This window comes from Acinetobacter sp. ANC 5378, from assembly GCF_013004315.1.
Lineage (GTDB): Bacteria > Pseudomonadota > Gammaproteobacteria > Pseudomonadales > Moraxellaceae > Acinetobacter.
Genome location: NZ_JABERK010000009.1, coordinates 24,990 through 45,588, shown reverse-complemented (window position 1 = coordinate 45,588; position 20,599 = coordinate 24,990). Strand labels below are relative to the sequence as shown.

Annotated in this window: 19 protein-coding genes; 9 read left to right on the top strand and 10 right to left on the bottom strand. The window is 40.9% G+C overall.

Annotated features, from left to right (window positions below; genetic code table 11):
- Positions 1–91: 91 nt before the first annotated feature.
- Positions 92–742 carry a YiaD family glycine zipper/OmpA-like lipoprotein gene (locus tag HLH16_RS02270; protein ID WP_131291556.1) on the bottom strand — a complete coding sequence of 217 codons (651 nt, stop codon included), beginning with the start codon at positions 740–742 and terminating at the stop codon, positions 92–94.
- 245 nt (positions 743–987) lie between these two features.
- Here HLH16_RS02270 and yihG point away from each other — a divergent pair, with 245 nt between their 5' ends.
- The 6 genes from yihG to HLH16_RS02240 all read left to right on the top strand — a co-directional run bounded on the left by yihG (position 988) and on the right by HLH16_RS02240 (position 5,402).
- Complete coding sequence (gene yihG / locus HLH16_RS02265; RefSeq protein WP_171528074.1) at positions 988–1,911, top strand: 1-acylglycerol-3-phosphate O-acyltransferase, YihG family; 924 nt, start codon at positions 988–990, stop codon at positions 1,909–1,911.
- A gap of 19 nt (positions 1,912–1,930) precedes the next feature.
- The gene (locus tag HLH16_RS02260) at positions 1,931–2,983 is read left to right on the top strand and encodes a preprotein translocase subunit SecA (RefSeq protein ID WP_171528073.1); all 1,053 of its coding nucleotides are present in this window, start codon (positions 1,931–1,933) and stop codon (positions 2,981–2,983) included.
- 121 nt (positions 2,984–3,104) lie between these two features.
- Positions 3,105–3,836, top strand: a complete 732-nt coding sequence (gene minC, locus HLH16_RS02255) for a septum site-determining protein MinC (RefSeq protein WP_171528072.1) — start codon at positions 3,105–3,107, stop codon at positions 3,834–3,836.
- 66 nt (positions 3,837–3,902) lie between these two features.
- Entirely contained in the window at positions 3,903–4,715 is an 813-nt protein-coding gene (gene minD, locus HLH16_RS02250; RefSeq protein ID WP_067723892.1) for a septum site-determining protein MinD, read from the top strand.
- A gap of 3 nt (positions 4,716–4,718) precedes the next feature.
- Positions 4,719–4,991 (top strand): cell division topological specificity factor MinE, encoded by a 273-nt coding sequence (gene minE / locus HLH16_RS02245; protein ID WP_067723891.1) that lies wholly within the window; start codon positions 4,719–4,721, stop codon positions 4,989–4,991.
- Positions 4,992–5,114: 123 nt separating this feature from the next.
- Positions 5,115–5,402: a PA4642 family protein gene (locus HLH16_RS02240; protein WP_171528071.1), complete on the top strand. Its 288-nt coding sequence runs from the start codon at positions 5,115–5,117 to the stop codon at positions 5,400–5,402.
- Positions 5,403–5,489: 87 nt separating this feature from the next.
- On the opposite strand, the gene HLH16_RS02235 is transcribed toward HLH16_RS02240, so the two are convergent.
- Positions 5,490–6,395, bottom strand: coding sequence for an AEC family transporter (locus HLH16_RS02235; protein WP_350643831.1), 906 nt, complete (start codon positions 6,393–6,395; stop codon positions 5,490–5,492).
- Between the two features lie 146 nt (positions 6,396–6,541).
- A complete protein-coding gene (locus HLH16_RS02230; RefSeq protein ID WP_171528069.1) occupies positions 6,542–9,610 on the bottom strand; it encodes a DNA translocase FtsK in 3,069 nt (1,022 codons plus the stop codon).
- Between the two features lie 286 nt (positions 9,611–9,896).
- On the opposite strand from HLH16_RS02230, the gene trxB reads away from it, so the two are divergent.
- The 3 genes from trxB (at position 9,897) to HLH16_RS02215 (ending at position 12,527) form a co-directional block, all read left to right on the top strand.
- The gene (trxB, locus tag HLH16_RS02225) at positions 9,897–10,853 is read left to right on the top strand and encodes a thioredoxin-disulfide reductase (protein ID WP_171528068.1); all 957 of its coding nucleotides are present in this window, start codon (positions 9,897–9,899) and stop codon (positions 10,851–10,853) included.
- 105 nt (positions 10,854–10,958) lie between these two features.
- Positions 10,959–11,690, top strand: coding sequence for a leucyl/phenylalanyl-tRNA--protein transferase (gene aat, locus HLH16_RS02220; RefSeq protein ID WP_171528067.1), 732 nt, complete (start codon positions 10,959–10,961; stop codon positions 11,688–11,690).
- 21 nt (positions 11,691–11,711) lie between these two features.
- A complete protein-coding gene (locus HLH16_RS02215; protein ID WP_171528066.1) occupies positions 11,712–12,527 on the top strand; it encodes an arginyltransferase in 816 nt (271 codons plus the stop codon).
- 6 nt (positions 12,528–12,533) lie between these two features.
- Here the strand turns inward: HLH16_RS02215 and rimI are convergent, their stop codons facing one another.
- From rimI to HLH16_RS02180, 7 genes are all read right to left on the bottom strand, one after another.
- A complete protein-coding gene (gene rimI / locus HLH16_RS02210) occupies positions 12,534–12,995 on the bottom strand; it encodes a ribosomal protein S18-alanine N-acetyltransferase (RefSeq protein WP_171528065.1) in 462 nt (153 codons plus the stop codon).
- 106 nt (positions 12,996–13,101) lie between these two features.
- Positions 13,102–13,983 carry a metal-dependent hydrolase gene (locus HLH16_RS02205; protein WP_171528064.1) on the bottom strand — a complete coding sequence of 294 codons (882 nt, stop codon included), beginning with the start codon at positions 13,981–13,983 and terminating at the stop codon, positions 13,102–13,104.
- Positions 13,984–14,407: 424 nt separating this feature from the next.
- Positions 14,408–15,598 carry an elongation factor Tu gene (gene tuf, locus HLH16_RS02200; protein ID WP_131291179.1) on the bottom strand — a complete coding sequence of 397 codons (1,191 nt, stop codon included), beginning with the start codon at positions 15,596–15,598 and terminating at the stop codon, positions 14,408–14,410.
- 97 nt (positions 15,599–15,695) lie between these two features.
- Positions 15,696–17,834: an elongation factor G gene (gene fusA / locus HLH16_RS02195; RefSeq protein ID WP_131291180.1), complete on the bottom strand. Its 2,139-nt coding sequence runs from the start codon at positions 17,832–17,834 to the stop codon at positions 15,696–15,698.
- Positions 17,835–17,962: 128 nt separating this feature from the next.
- Positions 17,963–18,433, bottom strand: coding sequence for a 30S ribosomal protein S7 (gene rpsG, locus HLH16_RS02190; RefSeq protein WP_004648014.1), 471 nt, complete (start codon positions 18,431–18,433; stop codon positions 17,963–17,965).
- A gap of 179 nt (positions 18,434–18,612) precedes the next feature.
- A complete protein-coding gene (gene rpsL / locus HLH16_RS02185) occupies positions 18,613–18,987 on the bottom strand; it encodes a 30S ribosomal protein S12 (protein WP_004648013.1) in 375 nt (124 codons plus the stop codon).
- A gap of 168 nt (positions 18,988–19,155) precedes the next feature.
- Entirely contained in the window at positions 19,156–20,592 is a 1,437-nt protein-coding gene (locus HLH16_RS02180; protein WP_171528063.1) for an EcsC family protein, read from the bottom strand.
- Positions 20,593–20,599 lie beyond the last annotated feature (7 nt).

Genomic DNA, 20,599 nt, shown 5'->3' with positions numbered 1-20,599 from the left:
CCCAACTTTCATAACCTAAAATACAGATTTGACATTCATAAAAAGACCACCCGAAGGTGGTCTTTTCAATTCATCATGGACTTATGAAGAATTATTGAATCGCGTAAATGCTGATTTCTACACGGCGGTTTTGTTCACGGCCTTCAGCTGTCGCATTTGATGCGATTGGGTTCGCTGAACCTTGACCTTGTGCATTAATACGCGTACGTGCGACGCCCTGACCGGCAAGATAGTTGGCTACTGATTGAGCACGCGCTTGAGACAATGGAATGTTGATTGAGTCATTACCAGTGCTGTCTGTATAACCTGTTACAAGAATACCGCTCTTGTTGTCTTCAGTCAGTGTTTGCGCAACTTTGTTCAAAGTTGCGTAGAAGTTAGGTTTAATATTTGATTTGTTGGTATCAAAGGTAATGTTACCCGGCATAATCAGACCAACAGAACCATCTGGATTACGAGTCACGTCTACACCAGTACCGGCCATTTGTTGACGTAATTTTTTCTCTTTATTGTCTAGATATACACCTGTTGCACCGCCTAACACAGCACCGATTGCTGCTGCACGGTTGTTTTGTGCGCTAGTATTTGCATTACCTTTAGAAATACCATAACCAGCAGCTGCACCTACAAGTGCACCAATTGCTGTTTTGTCGTATTCCATACCACCGATGTTATTACCCGTTGTTGAACAACCTGATAACGCCATTGCCCCTACTACTGCTGAAATTGCTAGTGCACGCATTGCATGACTCCTTTTTGTGTTTTATCGTATAGTGGAATGATGAATTAAAAAAAATGGGCATACCATTGATTTTTTGTAAATAATAAAAGCTTTAGTTACATTTTGTAATACTTTATGCTTGTGAGCAAGCTATCTTTGACACAATTTCTACATAGTTGCATGAATAGACTTTTTTATTTCAAATTCTACAATTATATTAAATGGTGAAAAAACATTAGACGACTTCATCTTAGGACCGTTCTTATATGTCATCGCAAATCCAGAAACAATCCATATTAAAAAAAATATCTCGCGGATTAACTGTAGCATCAGTGATGAGCGGAAGTACTTTTTTTCATGGTCCTCCCGTGCTTGCATTGGGATTGACTAAATTAGTCAAAAAATCACGTAAAATTGATGAAACTAATATTCAAATTACCAATAGTTGGCTCGGTGTCAATAATTGGCTGATTGATCATGTGTTACCGCATTTAAAATGGGATATTAGTATTGATGACGATTTAGATCTGAGCATGCAGGGTCGTTACCTGATGACCTGTAATCATCAAAGTTGGGTCGATACCACTGTGAATCAATATTTTGGTTTAACCCGCATGCCCCTGACCCGTTTCTTTACCAAGTGGGAACTGATCTTTATTCCTTTCGTTGGACAAGCCTTTAAAATTTTAGGTTTTCCAATGATGAAACGTCATACCAAAGAACAAATTGCCAAGAATCCGGAGCTTAAAACACGTGATATGGAAGAATCACGCAAAGCCTGTGAACAATTATTGAGTCAACCTTTTACCTTGCTCAACTATTTAGAAGGCACGCGCTTTACTCCAAAAAAGCATGCAGCACAGCAATCACCGTATAAAAATCTACTCAAACCTAAAGCGGGCGGTTTAGCGTTGGCCTTAAATATTTTAGGTGACAAAATTGATGCCTTAGTGGATATGACCATTGTTTATCCGGATGGTGCTCCGGGCTATGGCGATTTTTGGTTGGGGGATGTTAATCGTATTGCAGTCAATCTGCGTAAAATAGAGATTCCAAGCTGGGTATTAGGCGGTAATTACGAAGATGATGCTGAATATCGTGAACACTTTCAGCAATGGGTGCATGAATTATGGACTGAGAAAGATCAACTGATTGAACGCATGAAACAAGACCTGGCTGCAAAAGCATAAATAGCATTTAAGGAAGATAATGAAGCAAGACGACAAAATAGCCAAGCCAACTTTTCATTTCGTGAAAAAAGACACTTGGGGCTGGAAAGTTGCACTGGGCTATGACATTTTTATGATGGTTCTGATCATCATCAACTTGTTCTGCTTAAGTGCCAATGCCATCCTGATGAGTGATTTTGGTGGCTGGTTATTTAGCTTCATTCATCTTCCTGAACTATTGCAGTTTTATCGGATAGAATTGCGTCCTTGGGTGATTATTACCGAAAGTTGGTTTACCAGTTTTCTGGTGATTGAATTGCTGATCCGTTGGGGAATTGCCATCATCGGGCAGTATCATAAACGCTGGTTTTTCTTTCCTTTTATTCATTGGTACGAAATTCTATCCATTATTCCGCAACTGCGTTTTTTGCGTTTATTACGTGCCGGATCCATTGCCTATAACCTGCATGAACATGGCTATAAAGTGATTCCTGACAGTTGGTATAAGCGCGCCAAATTTTATTATCATCTGCTGCTCGAAGAACTGACCAGTCGCATTGTGATTACCGTTTTAGACAGTATAAAACACGAACTTTCAACCAGTACCACGCATAAAAAACTGATTGAAGATTTGGTTGCGCATCACCGTGAAATGTTCGCCACTGCCTTGGCTGATATCTTGCAGGAATCATTGGGCAAAGAGTTACAAGTGCAAAGAATGACCATTGCAAAGAATGTCGGAAGTATTGTCAATCAGGCAATTGAAGATACGCCCGAACTCACACAATTATTACGTTTAATTCCGATTGTCGGTGGACGTATAGAGCAACAGATCCAAAGTATTGGGCAGCGTTTGGGTGAAAATATTACCCAAGGTCTGATTGAACCGTTCGCTCAAAATAATAAAAATAAAGAAAATCTGGCTTATTTAGAAATTTCAAATAAAATCAGTCAAATACAGTTTGAAAATAATACCCATGTTGAAAAACTGGTTGAGTCTGCCGTTTTTGAAAGCTTAGAGGCGATTCGCCAACAGGTTAAAGTAAAACAATGGCAACAAATGCTGGAACAACATGATCAAGTTAAAGAATGATCATCAGATAAAAATATTTAAAACGTCGCTAGAGAAATCATTCAATTTGTTCTAGGATTTGCTCTATTTACAACATCACTTCGACATAAAATAAATGAGTCAGAAGTCTTAAGGAATAATTATGGCTGATATACGGATAAAAGGCAGAATGGTCAATGCGATTCGCATTATCTTAGATACCAATGATCACGATGCAATCCGCCAGCAACTCGCGCCAATGCTACAAAAAGCATTTCCACCGGGTACATTAGTTGTGATTGAAAGTTCAGTTGAACAAGAACTTATTGCCTTAATTCAATTATTGATCAGCCTGGAAGTACAGCCTATGGCGGTGACTGAAGGTTTACTCGCTGATCAAGCTCGCGCAATTCAATTTCCTGTTCTGCCTTCAGACACTAAACCATTGCAACGTATTAAACCGACGAAAGAACAAGTGGTTGAAGTAGAACCTGAAGTTACTGGTGACGAAACTGAAAAATCAGAGGAAGTAGAGGCAAAACCTGCCCGTGTAGTGAGCCATGTGACATCTTATCACGATGAAATTTTGCGCACAGGTCAATGCCTTGTACAAAATCATGGCGATATTATTCTCAATGCAGGAATCAACAGTGGTTCTGAAGTCATTGCTTCAGGAAATATACATATTTATGGTAGCGCCCGTGGTAGAGTCATCGCCGGCGCAGGCGGGAACAGTGCAGCACGTATTTTCTGCCATTCCCTAGAAGCCGAACTGGTATCGATTGCGGGTACATATTGTGTAGCAGATGACATTCCACAGCATGTCCTCAAAAAAGCGGTACATATTTACTTGAATGATCAACAAGAACTTGTCTTTGAAGTTCTCGAGTTTTAATGTATAAATAAACACCATAAGTCCCATATCTAAAAGGGGATTTGAACCATAACAGGAGTGGATTCGGTGGCGAAAATTGTTGTCGTAACATCAGGCAAAGGTGGTGTAGGTAAAACTACGACTAGTGCATCTTTTGCAACAGGTTTAGCCCTTCGCGGCCACAAGACTGTTGTGATCGATTTTGACGTGGGTTTACGTAACCTAGATTTAATTATGGGTTGTGAACGTCGCGTTGTTTATGATTTTGTGAATGTATTAAATAATGAAGCTCGACTTCAACAAGCACTTATTCGCGATAAAGATATTGAGAACTTATATATCCTTCCTGCATCACAAACCCGTGACAAAGATGCCTTGACCGATGAAGGTGTGGCACGTGTAATGGATGAACTTTCGCAAGAATTCGATTACATTATCTGTGACTCACCTGCGGGTATTGAGCGCGGTGCAATCATGGCGATGTACCATGCAGATGAAGCGATCATCGTAACCAATCCTGAAATTTCTTCAGTACGTGACTCTGACCGTATTATTGGGATGCTCGACAGCAAAACCAAAAAAGTAGAACAAAACGAAGGTCGCATCCGTAAGCATTTGTGTATTACACGTTTCAATCCAGAACGTGCCGATAAACAAGAAATGTTAACGATTGATGATATTTCTAAAGATATCTTACGTGTACCTACACTCGGTGTCATTCCTGAGTGTCCAAGTGTTTTACAAGCGTCAAACGAAGGTAAACCTGTAATTCTCTTTACTGAAGAATCGGCGGGTCAGGCTTATGATGACCTTGTAGCACGCTTCTTGGGTGAAGAGCGTCCTTACCGTCATATCTCGGTAAAACCTAAGGGCTGGTTAGCACGATTATTTGGAGCGTAAAAAATGGCAGGATTCTGGAGTAAATTATTCAGCAACGATGATAAACCTTCAAGCGCACGAACTGCTAAAGACCGCTTAAAAGTAATTGTTGCCTCTGAGCAAGGTTTAGGTAAACGCTTAAGCCAAGACAAAATTGACCAAATGAAGAAAGAAATCATGCAGGTGGTCAATCGTTATGTTCGTGGTGTGGATGAACAGCATATTCAAATGTCGGTTCGTTCTGAAGCAAACATCGAAATGTTAGAAATGAATATCAATTTGCCTGAAGAGCGATAATCTGAATTCTGATTAGTCAAGCATATTGAATCAAGGCAAAATATGAGACCGGATTAGCAAAGCACTGCTTTCTCTAGTCCTCCATATTTTGCCTTTTTTATTCAGTTTACCAAGGAGTTTGCGATGGCATTATCTCAGCCAGCAACGTTCAATGAAGAATGGTCAGACGAGCGTGTATTTGCCTATTTAACACAGCTTCCTCCTGCAGGCGTGAATGCCGATTTTCATGTGCTTTATCACGCATTCAAACATATGCGTCCAAATGACTATGAGCGCTTATTGACTCAATTCGTTGCCGATGGTCGTGATATCAATGCAACCAATCCTGAAGGCCAACGTATTCATGATGTGATTGCTGAATATCCTCGCCAACGTGATGGATTTTTAGAAGTTTTGGCTAAGTTTGCATAATTTAAAAAACCATAGCTTATAAATAAAAAAGCCTGTCCGTTTTATTCAAACAGACAGGCTTTTTTATGACAAAATTATATCTGTATGTTAAGAAAGCAACATCATCAGCACAGGAAAAGTCACGGCAAAACATAAGGTTTGCAAGCTAATCACCCCCGCCATCAGTTGGCTATCGCCATGAAAATAGCGCGTTAAAATATAGGAGGCCGATGCCGTTGGCAAAGCAAAGAACACCACCAAAATAATCGTTTCAAACTGATTCAAATTCAGTGCATAACAAATCAAATAAGCCAAACTTGGCATTACGATTAAACGCCCTAAAGTATTCAACAATAATCTTGAATAATCGTATTTCAGTTCTGCAAACTGTAAAGCTGCCCCGACACAAATCAATCCCAAGGGTAGGCTCATACTGGCTAAAATTTTAAACAGTTGTTCCGAGCCAGAAAATAATGACAGTTGCAGCAGATTAAATACAATTCCAATTACACAGCCCAAAATTAGCGGATTTTTTATCAAAGAAAATAGAATCTGCGCAGGTTTTAAGCCCTGCCCTTGTGAAAAAGCCAGCACTGAAATCACATTCACCAAAGGAATCGCCAGTGCAATCATCATGGCAAACATTTGCATGCCCTGAGCGCCAAACAACAAGGACATAATGGATAAACCAATATAGGTATTAAAGCGGATCTGGCTTTGCACATATACGCCAAAACGCGCGATCGGAATATGAAAAAATGTCCGCACCACCCACAATGTTAAAGTACTTATTATAATGATAATAAACAGAGCCAATAACACCTGAGTAATCGTTGCAAGTTCTAATTTTATATAAGCAAGATTATTAAAAAGTAATACCGGAAATAAAATCAAATAATTCAGTTTTTCCGCGCCACGCCAAAAGTCGTCCGTTAAAAACTGTGTCCGTTTAAAGATATACCCCATGGCAATTAAAATAATTAATGGAAACAAGGCCATTACAACATTCATTATCTACCCTTCATCCCTAAATTGTATTTCCACTGCATGAGGTGAATCATCTTTATCATTTTCAATGAATATTCATCTAATGTTAAAAATATAGCTTTTTAACGTCCAGAAAAAGGCCTGCTTATGCAGGCCTTCAACTCAGTGAAAATTTAGACTAAAATGTCACGTTTACCGTTGGCACCCATGCCACTGACAATCCCATTTTCTTCCATCTGGTCAATGATTCGCGCAGCACGGTTATAACCGAGGCTAAACTTACGCTGTAACGACGAGGTGGAAGCTTTACGTGTTTCCAGAACAAAGGACACACATTGATCATACAAGGCATCACGATCCGAACCACCATCACCATCTTCAAAACCACGCGAAGTCGGTTCTTCATCATAAGGCGTTAGAATTTCATCAACATAATTCGGAGCGGCGCGTTCACGCCATGCATCACAGATATTATTGACTTCATCATCGGAAATGAATGCACCATGTACACGTTCAGGCTCAATTTTACCTGGACCAAGGAACAGCATGTCACCATGTCCCAACAGGTCTTCTGCACCACCGGCATCCAAAATGGTACGCGAGTCAATTTTACTGTTTACACGTAAAGCCACACGGGTTGGAATATTGGCTTTAATTAAACCGGTAATCACGTCAACCGATGGACGTTGTGTCGCAAGCAGTAAATGAATACCCGCAGCACGTGATTTTTGTGCCAAACGGGTAATCATTTCTTCAGCTTTTTTACCCACCTGCATGATCATGTCAGCAAATTCGTCGGCAACAATCACAATCGAAGGTAACGGCGTCAAGCGTGGCGCACGCTCTCCTACAACCGAGTCACTCGCTTTCCACGTTGGATCTATCAAGTCTTCACCATTGGCAATCGCTTCATCGACCTTGCGGTTATAGTCACTCAATTTACGAATTTTCAAATAAGACATCAGCTTATAGCGACGTTCCATTTCATTGACACACCAATTCAATGCATTGACTGCATCTTTCATGTCCGTCACGACTGGCGTAAGCAAATGAGGAATATCGTTATAGTTGGCAAGTTCCAGCTGTTTCGGGTCAATTAAAATTAGACGTAATTGATCTGGCGTATATTTCAACAACATCGATAAAATCATCGAGTTCACTGCCACTGACTTACCTGAACCAGTTGTCCCTGCGACCAGCATATGCGGTGCTTTACCCAAGTCAGCAATGACCGGATTACCCGAAATATCTTTACCCATCGCCATCGAAAGAATGCTATTTGGATCGGTAAAAGCAGGAATGGTTAACAACTCGATCAGACGCACCATTTCACGTGTGCTATTCGGCACTTCAATCCCTATATACGGTTTACCCGGAATCACTTCGACCACACGCACCGATGCCATCGACATTGAACGCGCCAAGTCACGTGAAATATTAGTCACTTTAGAGGCTTTAACACCTGGTGCCAAATCCAGCTCAAAACGCGTTACGACCGGCCCCGGTTGTGCTTCAATGACTTTGGCTTTGACGTTAAACTCTTGCAGTTTAATTTCGAGTAGTTCTGATAAACGGGCTAACTGTTCAGCAGTAAAGTTTACTTTTTTATTTGGATCGACTTTATCCAGTAAATCCAGTCCTGGTAGTGGTGACAAATCTTTACGACGTGCAGCCACTTGCATCGCCAGTGACATTGGACGACCTGATGCATCGGTTAATGGTGCATCAAAATCGAAATCATCTTCAATAGATTCATCAACTTCGACTGGTTTGCCTGCAGTTTCCTGCCAAACTTCACGAAACACATCTTTATTTGATGCAATTAAAGCTTTTTCATCTTCTGAAATAATCGGTTGCTGAATCTGGGTTTTTATTGCGCCACTGACAAATGCGGATGATTGTGCATAACTGCTCGTAGTACGCACAGGAGCAGGCTCTTCCACCTCATCAATTAGCAAATCATCCACCAACAGATCATCGAGTCCATCAAACTCGTCATCTAAAGCCGAATTCTTAGGTGTCGTATGTATCGATGGTGAAGCTGCCATTGCAGATGATGCGATTACAATTTTTTCTTCAACAGGTGATGGTGCTTGTTCAGTCTCTACATGATTAAATGGGGTATGCACATCCGTGGCTGTTTTGCCATTTGGAACTGCAGCAAGCAATTCATCAAAGATTTCGTCATCATCCCAATCCAGATTTTGTTTAGAAGTCTGGGGAGTCGTTGCTACAGGTTGCTCATCAACAAAGGCTTTAAAATGATCATGCGACGTATGCAGATCAGATTCTTCTGCAGCTTTTAATAAAGCGTCAATATCTTGTTTATGTTTTTGATTTTCATCTGAGTTTAAGGCACGCCAAACTTCACCTGTCGCTACTGCACGTCGAGTATTTTCTTCTAGGCGATGGGCTTTTTCTAAGACCTGTTCAAATTCAGCTTCATCTTCGGCATCAATAATCTGCTGCTGTGCATAGTGTTCTTCTTTTTCCACCATGTCATTGAACAAGCGCTCTGCAGCCTGATCTCGCACTACAGGCGATACATCTTGAACTTCACGATGTTCTGGAGCGGGTGATACGCTTTCTACTACAGCTTTTTGTTTAGTACTCGCAACGGTTTTTTTGACTTCAGGCGTTGTACGATCAAATGCAGACTCGGTTTCCGGGACATTTTTATAAAACAAGTCTTGTAAATAAGCAGGTGTGGCTTTGAGTGTAACCCAGGTTTTATTCCACTTCACACCAAATGACAGGGTAAATAAAACCACCCAAAATACAACAAGAAAAACGGTTGCGCCATAAATGGTTAAAATTTGAGACAGACTTTCACCCAATTCATAACCAATAATACCGCCGGATGCATTGTCTAGAGTATCGGCAGGAACTTGCCAAAACAAATACAATAAACTCGCTGTCGCCAGTAAAATAAAGAACTGTGCAGCATAGCGGAAAGGCTTATTCAAAAAGCTATACGGCCACCAGACTTGAATCGCCTCAACGAATAAAAAGATTGGAATGAGTAAACTTGCCCAGCCTAAAAAACCGAACAGTAAATCAGCGATCCATGCCCCTGCAACACCACTGGCATTTGAAACCTGTTGAGTATCACTGGAAATATGCATCCAGCCTGGATCAAAAGGCGTATAAGTCACTGTTGCAAGGAATAAATAAATTCCAAAAGAGACTAAAAATAATGTCATTATTAAGCGCTGTGCATAAGCACTCGACACCGCAGTCATATACTGTCCTGTAACCAATTTTTCATTCATGTTTTTGTAAGAAACTAAGACAAAATAGTTTCGCAATTAAACTCGATATTATGCACCTGTTCCAAGGAAAAAGATGCAATATTATGTAGAGGCTGTTGATACAAATCCTATGAATTGAGTATCTAGCACAGTATCCTTATTGTATATAGCTCAAATCGATTTCAATGATTAATAATATCGACATCGAACTCACACAACTGTTATCGAGTTTCACGTATAATTTCACAAATTTCTAAATAAAAAAAGGATGCCGCGAATGAGCGCTCGTCACTCACGTTTGATTATTCTAGGTTCAGGCCCTGCTGGTTATAGCGCAGCTGTATATGCTGCACGTGCCAACTTAAAGCCAACGCTAATTGCCGGTTTACAATTGGGTGGTCAATTGACCACGACAACTGAAGTCGACAACTGGCCGGGTGACCCTGAAGGTCTAACAGGTCCTGCACTCATGGAACGTATGCAAGCGCATGCTGAACGCTTTGGTACTGACATTGTCTATGACCATATCAACGAAGTTGATTTAAGCGTTCGTCCATTCGTTCTAAAAGGCGATATGGAAGAGTTCACTTGTGATGCATTAATCATTGCAACAGGTGCAACTGCCCAATACTTAGGTCTTGAATCTGAAGCTGCATTCATGGGTCAAGGTGTTAGCGCATGTGCAACCTGTGACGGTTTCTTCTACAAGAACCAAAAAGTTATGGTTGTCGGCGGTGGTAATACTGCGGTTGAAGAAGCACTTTACCTATCCAATATTGCTTCACACGTGACTTTGGTTCACCGTCGTGATTCATTACGTTCTGAAAAAATTCTGCAAGATCATCTTTTCGAGAAAGAGAAAGAAGGTAAAATCAGCATCATCTGGAATCATCAAGTGGATGAAGTTCTCGGTGACAGCAAGTCAGGTGTAACTGCAGTTCGTCTGCAATCGACTCAAGATAGCTCTAAACAAGATGTAGAAGTCACCGGCTTATTTGTTGCGATTGGTCACAAACCGAATAGCGGCATGTTTGAAGGTCAGTTGAACCTACGTGATGGCTATATTCAGGTTCAAAGCGGTACTGCCGGCAATGCAACTGCTGCATCTGTTCCGGGTGTATTTGCTGCAGGTGATATCGCGGATAGTGTTTACCGTCAAGCGATTACTTCGGCAGGTTCAGGCTGTATGGCAGCCCTTGATGCTGAAAAATATCTTGATGCTTTAGGTGGATAATTTTCTCTAAACAAAAAAAACCGTCCTTGTTTGGGCGGTTTTTTTTGTATGATAAAAATCATAAATGCTTATCGCTCGTTGCTCTTCTCGTTCAGGCTGAATCCCATGCATCCATTAGCACCCTCAGAATTCATTTTCCCCGATCCCATCGAAGCTGATCCCGATGATCAGGGGCTGATTTGCATAGGTGCCGACCTCTCCCCTTCTACGCTTTTTGAAGCCTATACCCACGGTCTGTTTCCATGGTTTAGTGAGGGGGAACCTATCTGTTGGTGGAGTCCTGAACCGCGTTGCATTATTCGCCCCCAAGATTACCACCCGAGTAAATCTTTAGTGCGCAATATGAAAAAGTTTGATTATAAAATCACGATTAATCATGCTTTTGAACAAGTGATTCGTTCCTGCTCCCTACCTCGGAGTTATGCAGAAGATACCTGGATTTCTGAAGATATTATTGATGGATATTGCCAATTATTTGATGCAGGATATGGATATAGCATTGAAGTTTGGGATGAAGGTAAAATTGTCGGTGGTTTGTATGGCGTGACCATTGGACATGGCTGTTTTGGTGAGTCGATGTTTAGCACCCAAACCGATGTTTCAAAAATGGCTTTTTATACCTTAATGCTACTTGGACAGGAAAATCATCTACCTTGGGTGGACTGTCAATTGGTTAATGATCACCTTTTAAGCTTGGGTGCTTGTACACTTTCTCGCCAAGCGTATCTTAATTCGTTACAAGATGTTGTGAAACAGCCCTCAATAGATTGGAAAAAATATCAAGAGGGTGTATTTTCAAGTAAAACAATAGCGCAACACGCACGATTAATTGAATGAAAATAACAGAGGGATCTTGCCATGAATTCATATCACCCAAAGTCCCTATTGAATGATTTACAGTATTATATTACGCCGCCGCATAGCTGTAGTTACCTAGAAAATAAATCAGCGCGGATGGTCTTTTTAGATCCTGCCCATCGAATTGATGTGGTCAGTTTATCTGAACTTTCTCGTCTCGGTTTTCGTCGCAGTGGCGATTTTGTTTACCGTCCTGAATGTCATTTGTGCCGCCAATGCCTATCCTGTCGTGTCCCCGTCACTGAATTTCATATGAACAGTACGCAGAAAAAGGCCTGGAAACGTAATCAGGACCTGACTGTTAAAATCACGCGCACTGCGGATGCATCTGACATTCATTATGCTTTGTATGAACGCTATATCAATGAACGTCATGCCGATGGCGATATGTTCCCACCGAGCTTAGATCAATTCGAAAAATTTTTAGTGCATAGCTGCACCGACAGTTTTTTCTTGGAATTCTGGAAAGACGACAAGCTGATTAGCGTTTCGAGTTGTGATCCTTTAGATGATGGGGTTTCTGCAGTTTATACTTTTTTTGATCCTGATGAAAATCGACGTTCACTAGGCGTATTCGCGGTACTTAAGCAAATTGAACATGCTAAAGCTTTAGCTTTACCTTATGTTTATTTAGGCTATTGGGTGCCCCATTCCAATAAAATGAATTATAAATCTCAATATGTACCTTTAGAGCTATTGATTGATGGGCAATGGCGACGTTTAAACCGCCTGCTCACTCCAGAAGAAATTCAACAATTGGGAAACTCCCTGATGACCACCTTGCCCTCTGGATGGAATAACCCAATTATCAAATAACATTACTTATGATTTAAAAAGTTGTGAAAAATCATCACTGCATGATTTCACCATAATAATGGCATGCTCGCGAGAGCCGTCTGGCTTTGGATAATAATTTTTACGTAAATCAATTTGATGAAAACCGGCTTTTTCATAGAGTGCAATTGCAGCTTGATTGCTTTCCCGCACTTCCAAGAAAATTTGCAGCGGATTATTTTTCAATTGCGCAATTGAATCTTCAAGAAGTTGATAACCTAAGCCTTTACCCTGCTGACTCGGATCAATTGCCATCAGTAGTAGATTGGCTTCATCTAACACCGGTTGCAAGATACAAAAACCCACCACCTGTCCTTGCTGCTCAATCACGGTACTCAGATAATAATCAATTGATTCCTCAAACTGCTTTGCCGTCCATGGATGGCTTTGTACTAATTTTTCAATGTTCGCGACTGTTTGTACATCCGCTTTTTGCATCAAACGAATCATCTTCGTTCATCTTTTAAATAACAGAAGCTTCGCATTATAGGAACTTTAGATAAAAAATCGAGTAAAAAAAAAGGGCAATCTGGATTGCCCAAAGAGTCAAGGCATCTTAAAAACCTAATTTAGCTTTCCAAGTCTCTAGCAAACTGACGGTATCTAAATCATTTGGATGAAAACCCGGTTTAAAATAAGCCAACATTTCCTTACCCATACCCGTAATAATCCCTTTGGATGGGCTATAGGCATACTCATAAATGCTTTTGATTGAGTCAAAATTCAACTGTTGATCTTGTCGCAATAGACGCAATAAGAAATAATTTTGTACAAAGAACAACGTTGTCATAGCAGTCACAAGTGAACTGGTACGTAACAGATAAGACTTTAAGCCTTTACCAAATACGCCTTCAAATACATCATAAGCTACCGCTTTATGCTCGTTTTCTTCAATAGCATGCCATAACCACATGGTTTTCATGGTTTCATCTTGCATCAATTCCTGAATATTCTGATTGGTCAGCAATTGTGATGCAATGGTCGCTGTAAAATGCTCAAGTGCGGTGGTTGCGGTTAAATCGACCATTTCCTGGGTAATGCCAAACGGTTTACCGACGAATGCAAATACTTTACGTGCAGTTTGAATCACGGTGTCAGTATATTTATCCAGCGTATCAACATCATGTCCATAACGTTGTGCAGCTGCATTAAAACCCACATGCTCTTGAGTATGCATGGCTTCTTGCCCAATAAAAGCACTAATTTCTTTTTGTAATTCCTGATTTTCTTTAATCGCTGGATGATTGCGAACGACCCGAACACTATCAATAAAAAACTTTTCACCCGCTGGAAACAAAGCAGAAAGCGCAGTCATAAAATGCGTCAATCCCACTGAATCATTCATCCAGTATTCTGGCACGTTATTGAAATCGAAATTCATTCGACGAACAGGAAAGCTTGCCCCTGCTCGATTGGTGATATTGACCTTAGCATTCATGACTCTTACTCCTATCTAGCAAAATGATGCTGCTACATTCACTTATGTTTGTTTTTCTTCATTCTTATATTACGTATTTAAAAACTTGCTATAAGTGCAGATAAGGTCAGGAAAATATCAGTTAAGGACATGAGGAGAAAAAAATAATGATAAGTAAAATTATTTTTTTCTACGCAAGGTAATAAAACACTGTTTTATTTCGACGCAAGAGAAATAAATAATAACAATGCTTTTTCGATGCCAGAGAAAAGAACAATAAGTAAAATCATTTTTTCGATGCAAGGGAATAAAGCACTGCTTTATTTCGACGTAAGAGAAAAAGATAATGAGTGCAATCATTTTTATGACACAGGAAACCCATATAAAAAATCATCATGCATAAAAAAAGCGCTCCAAAGGAGCGCTTTTTTCAAACAATCAATACTTATGCAGTTACTTTAGCAACAACACCAGCACCAACTGTACGACCACCTTCACGGATCGCAAAACGTAGACCTGGGTCCATTGCGATTGGGTGGATCAATTCTACTGACATTTCAACGTTGTCACCAGGCATAACCATTTCCACGCCTTCTTGTAATTGGATTGCGCCAGTTACGTCAGTTGTACGGAAATAGAATTGTGGACGGTAACCGTTAAGGAATGGAGTATGACGACCACCCTCTTCTTTAGAAAGTACGTATACTTCTGCGTCGAATTTAGTATGCGGCTTGATTGTACCTGGTTTAGCAAGTACTTGACCACGTTGAACGTCTTCACGTTTAGTACCACGTAGAAGAACACCACAGTTCTCGCCAGCACGACCTTCGTCAAGCAATTTACGGAACATTTCTACGCCAGTTACAGTTGTTTTAACTGTATCTTTAATACCAACAATTTCAACTTCTTCGCCAACTTTAACGATACCCGCTTCAACACGGCCTGTTACTACAGTACCACGACCTGAAATTGAGAATACGTCTTCGATTGGCATCAAGAATGCTTTGTCGATCGCACGTTCTGGTTCAGGAATGTAAGAATCAAGTGCAGCAACCAATTCGATTACAGCAGATTCGCCATACTGACCTTGGTCACCATTAAGTGCAGCAAGCGCTGAACCACGGATGATTGGAGTGTCATCACCTGGGAAGTCATAAGTAGAAAGAAGTTCACGAACTTCCATTTCTACCAATTCAAGCAATTCTTCGTCATCAACAAGGTCACACTTGTTAAGGAATACAAGAATGTAAGGTACACCAACCTGACGAGAAAGAAGGATGTGTTCACGAGTCTGTGGCATAGGACCATCAGTCGCAGCACATACAAGGATCGCGCCGTCCATTTGAGCAGCACCAGTGATCATGTTTTTAACATAATCGGCGTGACCTGGACAGTCTACGTGTGCGTAGTGACGAGTTGGAGAATCGTATTCTACGTGTGAAGTATTAATGGTAATACCACGTGCTTTTTCTTCTGGTGCAGAGTCAATTGCTGCGTAATCTTTCGCTTCACCGCCGTAAGTTTTTGCACAGATTGTTGCAATTGCAGCAGTTAAAGTTGTTTTACCATGGTCGACGTGACCAATTGTACCCACGTTTACGTGTGGTTTATTACGTTCGAACTTAGCCTTAGCCATGAGATCTTCCTTTTTAAACTGCTTATGGAGGGAAAACTCCATAAGCGATTTTGGTTTTTAACTATGAATTAGTTTGGGGCTTATAGTAATCGAAAGATTACTCGTCGTCACCTTTTTTACCGCCAGACTGGAACTTAGTAATGATGCCTTCAGCCACGTTACGTGGAGTTTCAGCATATTTAGCAAATTCCATAGAGTAAGTCGCACGACCTTGAGACATAGAACGCATAGAAGTTGCGTAACCAAACATCTCAGCCAATGGAACTTCAGCGCGAATTGCTTTAGTACCACCAGGAAGATCGTCCATACCCTGAACCATACCACGACGACGGTTTAAGTCACCCATGATATCGCCCATGTAGTCTTCTGGAGTTTCTACTTCAACTTTCATGATTGGTTCAAGAAGGATAGGATCCGCTTTCATGAAACCATCACGGAAGGCATAAGAACCCGCCATTTTGAACGATAATTCGTCAGAATCGACATCATGGTAAGAACCATCGAATAATGTCGCTTTGATACCCACAACAGGGTAACCAGCCAATACACCATTCTTCATACGTTCTTGAATACCTTTATCAACCGCACCGAAGAATTCTTTAGGTACAACACCACCTACAACTTCTTCAACGAATTGGTATTCTTTACCAGCTTCTTCAACATCCATAGGTTCTAAACGAACATATACATGACCGAATTTACCTTTACCACCTGTTTGACGTACGAATTTACCTTCTTGCTCAACAGATTTTTTAATCGTTTCGCGGTAAGCAACCATTGGTTTACCAATGTTCGCTTCAACGTTAAATTCACGTTTCATACGGTCAACAAGGATGTCAAGGTGAAGCTCACCCATACCTGCAATAATCGTTTGACCAGATTCTTCGTCTGTGCGAACACGGAACGATGGATCTTCTTTAGCCAAACGACCAAGTGCGATAGACATTTTCTCTTGGTCAGCTTTAGTCTTAGGCTCTACAGCTAAAGAAATTACTGGCTCAGGGAATTCCATACGCTCTAGAGTAATGATGTTTTTCTCATCACAAAGAGTATCACCAGTAGTAACGTCTTTAAGACCTACACATGCAGCGATATCACCCGCGCGGATTTCTTCAACGTCTTGACGTTCGTTCGCGTGCATTTGCACGATACGACCAATACGTTCACGTTTAGATTTCACTGGGTTGTATACTGGATCGCCTTGTTTAAGCACACCAGAATAAACACGTACGAAAGTTAAGTTACCTACGAACTTGTCATTCATGATTTTGAATGCAAGCGCAGAGAACGGTGCTTCGTCAGATGCTTCACGAATCGCTTTAGTTTCAGCTTTGTCGTCAAGAATACCTTCGATAGGCTTAACTTCAGTCGGCGATGGTAAGAAATCAATAACAGCATCCAACATACGTTGAACACCTTTGTTTTTGAATGCTGTACCACAAAGCATTGGTTGGATTTCACAAGCCAAAGTTTGAGCACGAATACCAGCAACGATTTGTTCTTTAGTCAAATCGCCATTGTTCAGGTATTCATCCATCAATTCTTCAGATGCTTCAGCCGCAGCTTCAACCAAGTTTGTACGCCACTCTTCAGCAGTTGCTTGAAGTTCAGCCGGGATTTCACCGTATTCAAACTGCATACCTTGAGAAGCTTCATCCCAAATGATCTGTTTCATTTCGATCAAGTCGATAACGCCAGTGAAGTTTTCTTCAGCGCCAACAGGGATTACAACTGGTACAGGGTGTGCACCAAGACGTGTTTTCATTTGTTCAACAACACGGAAGAAGTTTGCACCAGTACGGTCCATCTTGTTCACGAATGCTAAACGAGGCACTTTATATTTGTTTGCTTGACGCCATACAGTTTCTGACTGAGGTTGTACACCACCTACAGCACAGTAAACCATACATGCACCGTCAAGAACACGCATAGAACGCTCAACTTCGATTGTGAAGTCAACGTGTCCCGGGGTATCAATTACGTTGATACGGTGTTCTGGGAACTGCTTAGCCATACCAGACCAGAAACAAGTTGTAGCAGCTGAAGTGATGGTAATACCACGTTCTTGCTCTTGTTCCATCCAGTCCATTGTTGCTGCACCATCATGTACTTCACCAATTTTGTGAGATACACCTGTGTAGAACAAAATACGTTCTGAAGTCGTGGTTTTACCAGCATCAATATGAGCAGAAATACCAATGTTACGATAACGAGAAATTGGGGTTTGACGAGCCATGATTTCTTGCATTCCTAAATTTGTTGTTTAAAACAGGACGCTTTAAGCTGCTAAGCAGCTTAAAGCGTTTTGAAGACAGATCAGTGAAAACCGACCTGTCATCATCCTGATTAAGGTCTTTAAACCTATTAGAAACGGTAGTGAGAGAATGCTTTGTTGGCTTCAGCCATACGATGCACATCTTCACGTTTCTTAATCGCTGAACCTTTACCTTCAGCTGCATCAAGCAACTCACCAGCAAGACGTAAAGCCATAGTTTTTTCAGAACGCTTAGCAGCAGCGTCTACTAACCAGCGCATAGCTAAGGCAGTACGACGGGATGGGCGTACTTCCATAGGCACTTGATAAGTAGCACCACCAACACGGCGTGCTTTTACTTCGACCATAGGACGAACTTTTTCAAGAGTAGTCTCGAAAAATTCAACTGGGTCTACTTTAGATTTTTCTTGAACGCGGTCTAAAGCACCGTAAACGATACTTTCAGCAATAGATTTTTTACCATCTTGCATTACGTGGTTCATGAATTTAGCGATTGTTTGGCTGCCGAACTTAGGATCCGGAAGGATTTCACGGGCAGCGACTACGCGACGTCTTGGCATTTTAATACACCTATAAATATGACACTTCAGGTTTATCCAGCATGAGTACAAAGTGTCATGTACTGTTCGCTGGCCTTACTACACGTCGCTTGAATTTCACAAAATTAAATGCAGAAATCAGACAAGCGAGACGATAAAGGATTGCGGTTCTACGTTCTTAAGAAACTAATCTCGAAAGATTATTTCTTAGGACGTTTAGTACCGTATTTAGAACGAGACTGGTTACGATCTTTAACACCAGCGCAGTCTAAAGAACCACGAACGGTATGGTAACGTACACCTGGTAAGTCTTTAACACGACCACCACGGATAAGAACAACACTGTGCTCTTGTAGGTTATGGCCTTCACCACCGATGTAGCTTGATACTTCAAAACCTGAAGTTAAGCGAACACGGCAAACTTTACGCATTGCTGAGTTAGGTTTTTTAGGTGTAGTAGTGTAAACACGTGTACAAACACCACGACGTTGTGGACAAGCCTTCAACGCAGGAACTTTTGATTTTTCAATCAAAGTCGTACGACCCTTACGGATCAACTGATTTGTTGTTGCCATTTGGCAATTCTCCCGTTAATAAAAAGCCTCAAAAAAATACTACTTTTCGAGGGCAGACAATTGTAAGCGAAGATAGAAAAATGGTCAATATTCGAGACAATATCAAATATTAACCATTTCCTTATATTTAGGGCGTTTGAAAGCATTTGCTAAGCTGGGGTTTACCTTTTAGGATTTCTTTTTTGTAACTTTTTTATTTATAGGCGCAGATTCCTGATTTTCTTTAGATTCTGCAGTAGAAGGCTGAGCAACAATTTGCCCATTCACCGCCTGCTCTTCCTGTGAATATTCATCCAATTCAGATTCATCCGGGGTGATTGCCGGTTTTTGTGGCTCAACCTGTTCATGTGGTTCAACCATTTGCCCAGCTAAATATCCCAAGCCCTGTTCAACTCGTTCATCCTTTCGGTTTTCATCAACTTTAGGCGCTTCTATTTTCTTTTTGATTGTGACATTAGAGATGGTTTTATTATCAGGGACTTGAATATCCTGATCCAGTTTAATTTCACCCGGTTTCACATCCACTTTAGATAAATGTTCTAATAATTTGGGAGTTGCTTGAGCCAATAAAGCCAAAGATTTTTCATAAGCCGCAATCGGGGATAACTCTACCCCTTGATGTTGTTGCAAGTAACTTCGGGCGTGGGAAAAGATTTGTTGCGCTTTCTGGTTAACGTCTTCAACCAGTTTCCAACTATACGCCGCACCAATACCCGCTCCTGCGACTGGTGTCAATTTACTGATGATGGAAATTTTGGGAATATGATTCAACCAATCCCATTTCATTTCACCATTTTCATTACTTAACCACTTTTTAAGCACTGTAACATCGTTACTTGAACCCAACATTTCTTGAAACTGACTCATATCTTGTGTTTTCAACATACTGGAGAATGCTTTTAGCGCCAGCAATACACTCTGTTTTTCCGCAATCTGGCCTAAATCAATTTGTTTAAACACAAACTGAACAATATCTTGTTCTGTTTCTTTATTCAGCTCAAAACCATATGCACGTCCAACCTGATAAATCATGCGCAAGGACATAATCAAAGACAACGGCACATCAATCGCCGAACCCACCACGCCTGTCGCACCGGTTACAGCACCCTGTATAGAAGCAATCCATTTATTCTGTTCTGCCAAGGCTTGGCTAATTCGCTTTGACCGATCTACGTCTTGGGTCAGTTCTTGTAAATCTTTTGCACCTGCCTGATCAAGCACGGCATCAACTGAACTTATATTTGAGGTAAATTGATTTAACTGCTCAAAAAAATAATCTGATAATTTATCTGAAAATTGCGGGGAAACGAAATTGGCAACCCGAGTCACTTTACCATACTGATGACCGAGTAATTGTTTCGATACACCGGGTAAATACTCGCGTAGCATTTGTTGAGGATTATCATATTTTTGGGCTTTAAAAACATTTGATTGACCAGCACTCCCATCCATCACTTGCCCATTTCTTGATGGCTGCATGGCCCTAGTCACAGCATTCGGAGCGGCATGATTCAGCACACCCATTCCAGCTGCACTGATCTTTTTAGCCACTCCAAAGGCATTTGAGAAGAATCCATGTGAATGTTTATTATTGATATCAGTCATTCTTTAC